Here is a 3,965-nt window from a genome sequence, read left to right as displayed (position 1 = left end):
CCGGGTCAGGTGCCCGTCGGCGTCCACCGTGTGCACCACCTCGGTGAGCACGTACACCCCGGCGAGCGGCTCCGGGACGCCGGCCAGCGCGATCCGCCGGCCGGGCCCCACCACCCGACCCAAACCCCACACCGCAGAACCCGCGACATCCGCCAGCTCGTCCGAGCCGCCGACCGACACCGCCCCGCGCGTCAGCCACCACAACCGGCCCGACCCACCGACGTCGGTCAGCGCCTGCACCACGGCCAGCGCCGTCGACACCTCGGCGGCGGCCGGAACCGGGGACGCCTCCCGCGGCTCGGCCAGCGACAGCAGGGACACCACGTGGGCGTCCCGGGCGTCGGAGCTCATCGCCTCCAGCAGCAACCGCGCCACCCGGTCGCGGTCGGCGCCGGCCGGGATCAGCACCGGGACCGCCCGGTCGGCCCGGGCAGCCAGCGCCGCGGCCACCGGGTGGTCCTCCTGCCCGGGCGCCATCAGCAGCAGCCAGGTTCCCGCCAACGTCGCGGAGTCCGGCACGGCGGCCGTACGCCACGTCGCCCGGTACCGCCAGGAGTCGACGACCGCCCGCTGCTGCGTCGCCCGCCGCCACCGGGCGAGCTTGGGCAGCAGCGCCGTGGACGGCTCGTCCGCGCCCACGGCGAGATCCTCGCCCAGCACGCCGAGGTCCCCGGACTCGACCGCCGCCCAGAACTGCTCGTCGGACGGGGCGTCGGCCCGCTCCGGAGCCGAGCCGGGCTGGGGGTCCTCCAGCCAGTAGCGCTGCCGGTCGAAGGCGTAGGTGGGCAGTTCCACCGCGCGCGGCCGGGTGCCGGTCTGGCCGAGGTACGCCGCCCAGTCGACGGCCACGCCGGCGGCCCAGAGCTGCCCGGCGGCACTGGTGAGGGTGGTGACGTCGGGCTGGCTGCGGCGCAGCGTGGCGACGTACCGCACGTCGTCGGCGGTGTCCGCCTCGGCGGCCATGGCGGTGAGGACCGCGTCCGGGCCGACCTCCAGGAAGGTGTCCACCCCCTGTGCCCGCAACGCCGCCACACCGTCGGCGAAGCGCACCGGCTGCCGCACGTGCCGCACCCAGTAGCCGGGCTCGGTGATCTCTGCGGCGTCCGCGACCGCGCCGGTCACGTTCGACACGATCGGGATCCGCGGCACCCGCCAGTTCAGCCCCGCCACCACCGACGCGAACTCCTCCAACATCGGATCCATCAACCGCGAATGGAACGCGTGACTCACCGCCAGTTCCTTGACCCGCCAACCCCGCTCACGGCAGGCCCCCACCACCACCGCCACCTCACCGGCGGCACCCGACACCACCACCGACGCCGGACCGTTCACCGCCGCCACGTCCACCGCCGCACCGGTCACGCCGATCAGCTCGGCGACAGCCTCCTCCGACGCATTCACCGCCGCCATCACCCCACCGGCCGGCAACGCCTGCATCAACCGACCCCGCGCCGCCACCAGGGAACAGGCGTCCGACAGCGACAACATCCCCGACACGTACGCCGCCGTCACCTCACCGATCGAATGACCCGCCAGGAAATCAACCCGCACACCCCACGACGCGAGCAACTCCCACAACGCCACCTCCACCGCGAACAACCCCGCCTGCGCGAACACGGTCTGATCCAACAGAGCCCCATCGGCGGTACCCGACTCGGCGAACACCACATCGCGCAACGCACACGGCAGGCGCGGATCAATCTCCGCGCACACCTCGTCGAACGCCGACGCGAACACCGGAAACGTCTCGTACAGCTCCCGGCCCATACCCGCACGCTGCGAACCCTGACCCGTGAACAACACCGCCCGACGACCCGCCGACACCACACCCGACACCACCGACCGGCCCTCGGCCACCGCCGACAGACCCGCCGCCAGCTCATCCACGTCCGAGCCCCACACCACCGCCCGATACTCCAACGCAGCCCGCGACGTCGCCAACGACCACGACACGTCCGCCACCGCAAGGCCGGACCGTTCCCGCACGAACGACGCCAACCGCGCCGCCTGACCCACCAGACCCCGCTCCGAACGCCCCGACACCACCCACGGCACCGGCAACCCGACCGGTGCGACGGGCGCGGCCGATGCCGGAGCGGACTCCGGCTCCGGCTGCTCCAAAATCACGTGCGCGTTCGTCCCCGAAATGCCGAACGACGACACACCCGCACGCCGGGGACGCCCCACGCCCGGCCACTGCCGCGACTCGGTCACCAACTCCACTGCACCCGACGACCAGTCCACATGCGACGACGGCGCATCCGCGTGCAAGGTCGCCGGCACCACACCATGCCGCATCGCCAAGACCATCTTGATGATGCCGGCCACCCCGGCGGCAGCCTGCGTGTGACCGATGTTCGACTTCACCGACCCCAACAACAACGGCACATCCCGACCCTGCCCATACGTCGCCAACAACGCCTGCGCCTCAATCGGATCACCCAACGACGTACCCGTACCGTGCGCCTCCACCACATCCACATCAGCCGCCGACAAACCCGCAAACGCCAGCGCCTGCCGGATCACCCGCTGCTGCGACGGACCATTCGGCGCCGTCAACCCGTTCGACGCGCCGTCCTGGTTGACGGCCGTGCCCCGCACGACCGCGAGGACCCGCCGCCCGTCACGCCGCGCGTCCGACAGCCGCTGCACCAGCAGCACCCCGACGCCCTCGGACCAGCCCGTGCCGTCCGCGGCGTCCGAGAACGACTTGCAGCGGCCGTCGGCGGACAGGCCGCCCTGGATCGAGAACTCGGCGAACGTGCCCGGTGAAGCCATCACGGTGACGCCGCCGGCCAGGGCGAGGTCACACTCGCCGGACCGCAGCGCCTGCGCCGCCAGGTGCAACGCCACAAGCGACGACGAACACGCCGTGTCCACTGTCACCGCCGGGCCCTCGAACCCGAACGAGTACGCCACCCGACCCGACAACACGCTTGTCGCGTTGCCGGTGAGCAGGTGGCCGCCGACCTCCTGGGCCCGACCGACCGACCCGCTGGCGTACCCCTGGAAGCTGGCCCCGGCGAAGACGCCGACCGCGCCGCCCCGCAGGGTGGTCGGGTCGATGCCCGCCGACTCGACGGCCTCCCACGAGGTCTCCAGCAGCAGCCGCTGCTGCGGGTCCATGGCGAGCGCCTCCCGCGGCGAGATGCCGAAGAACTCGGCGTCGAACTCGCCGGCGTCGTAGACGAAGCCGCCCCTGCGGGCGAAGGACGTGTCGGACAGGCCGCTGCTGAGGAAGCTGTCCCAGCCCCGGTCGAGGGGGAACTCGGAGATGCCGTCGCGTCCCGTGGCGAGCAGTTGCCACAGTTCTTCCGGGGACGCGACGCCACCCGGGAGGCGGCAGCCCATGCCGACGATCACGATCGGGTCGTCGTCGACGGTGGCGACCCTGCGGTCGGCCGGCGCGTCGCCCGATGCTCCGAGCACGGTCTCCCGGATGAAGGCGACCAGGGCGGCCGGCGTCGGGTGGTCGAAGACGAGGGTGGAGGGCAACGCGAGGCCGGTTTCGGCGGTCAGCCGGTTGCGCAGCTCGACTGCGGTGAGCGAGTCGAAGCCGAGACGCTGGAACGCCCGGTCCGGCCGCACCGCCTCCACGGTGGCGTGGCCGAGCACCGTGGCGACCTGGGAGCGTACGAGGTCCAGGAGGGACGCCTCGACCTCCGGCGGCGTCAGGGCCGCGAGACGCTCGCGCAGTGCGGAGGCCCGGTCGGTGGGGCCGGTCTCGGCTCGGGACGCCGCCTCGATCGCCGCCTGTGCTTCGGGGATGTCCCCGGTCCGCGATCCAGAAGTCGCGGTTGAACCGTTCCTTCAGCGCCGCGGCCTCCTGCTCCAGCTGGTCGGCGTACGCCGGGTCCTGCCAGTGGGTGCGGGCCATGCGGGCGGCGCGCATCTTCGCGTCGTACGTGTACCCCTGCAGCTCGCAGGTGGCCCGGGGGAACTCCGGCATCCGCCCGTCGGCGTAG

General features: G+C 72.8%; 2 pseudogenes. Both read right to left on the bottom strand.

Annotated features, from left to right (window positions below):
- Window positions 1-3,642, bottom strand: a pseudogene (locus AMK25_RS31425) (type I polyketide synthase); the annotation flags it as partial.
- 130 nt (window positions 3,643-3,772) lie between these two features.
- Window positions 3,773-3,965: pseudogene (locus AMK25_RS32930) on the bottom strand (hypothetical protein); the annotation flags it as partial.

This window comes from Micromonospora sp. TSRI0369 (assembly GCF_001905625.1).
In the GTDB taxonomy this organism is placed as follows: domain Bacteria; phylum Actinomycetota; class Actinomycetes; order Mycobacteriales; family Micromonosporaceae; genus Micromonospora; species Micromonospora echinospora_A.
This window is presented reverse-complemented; position numbering and strand designations above follow the sequence as displayed.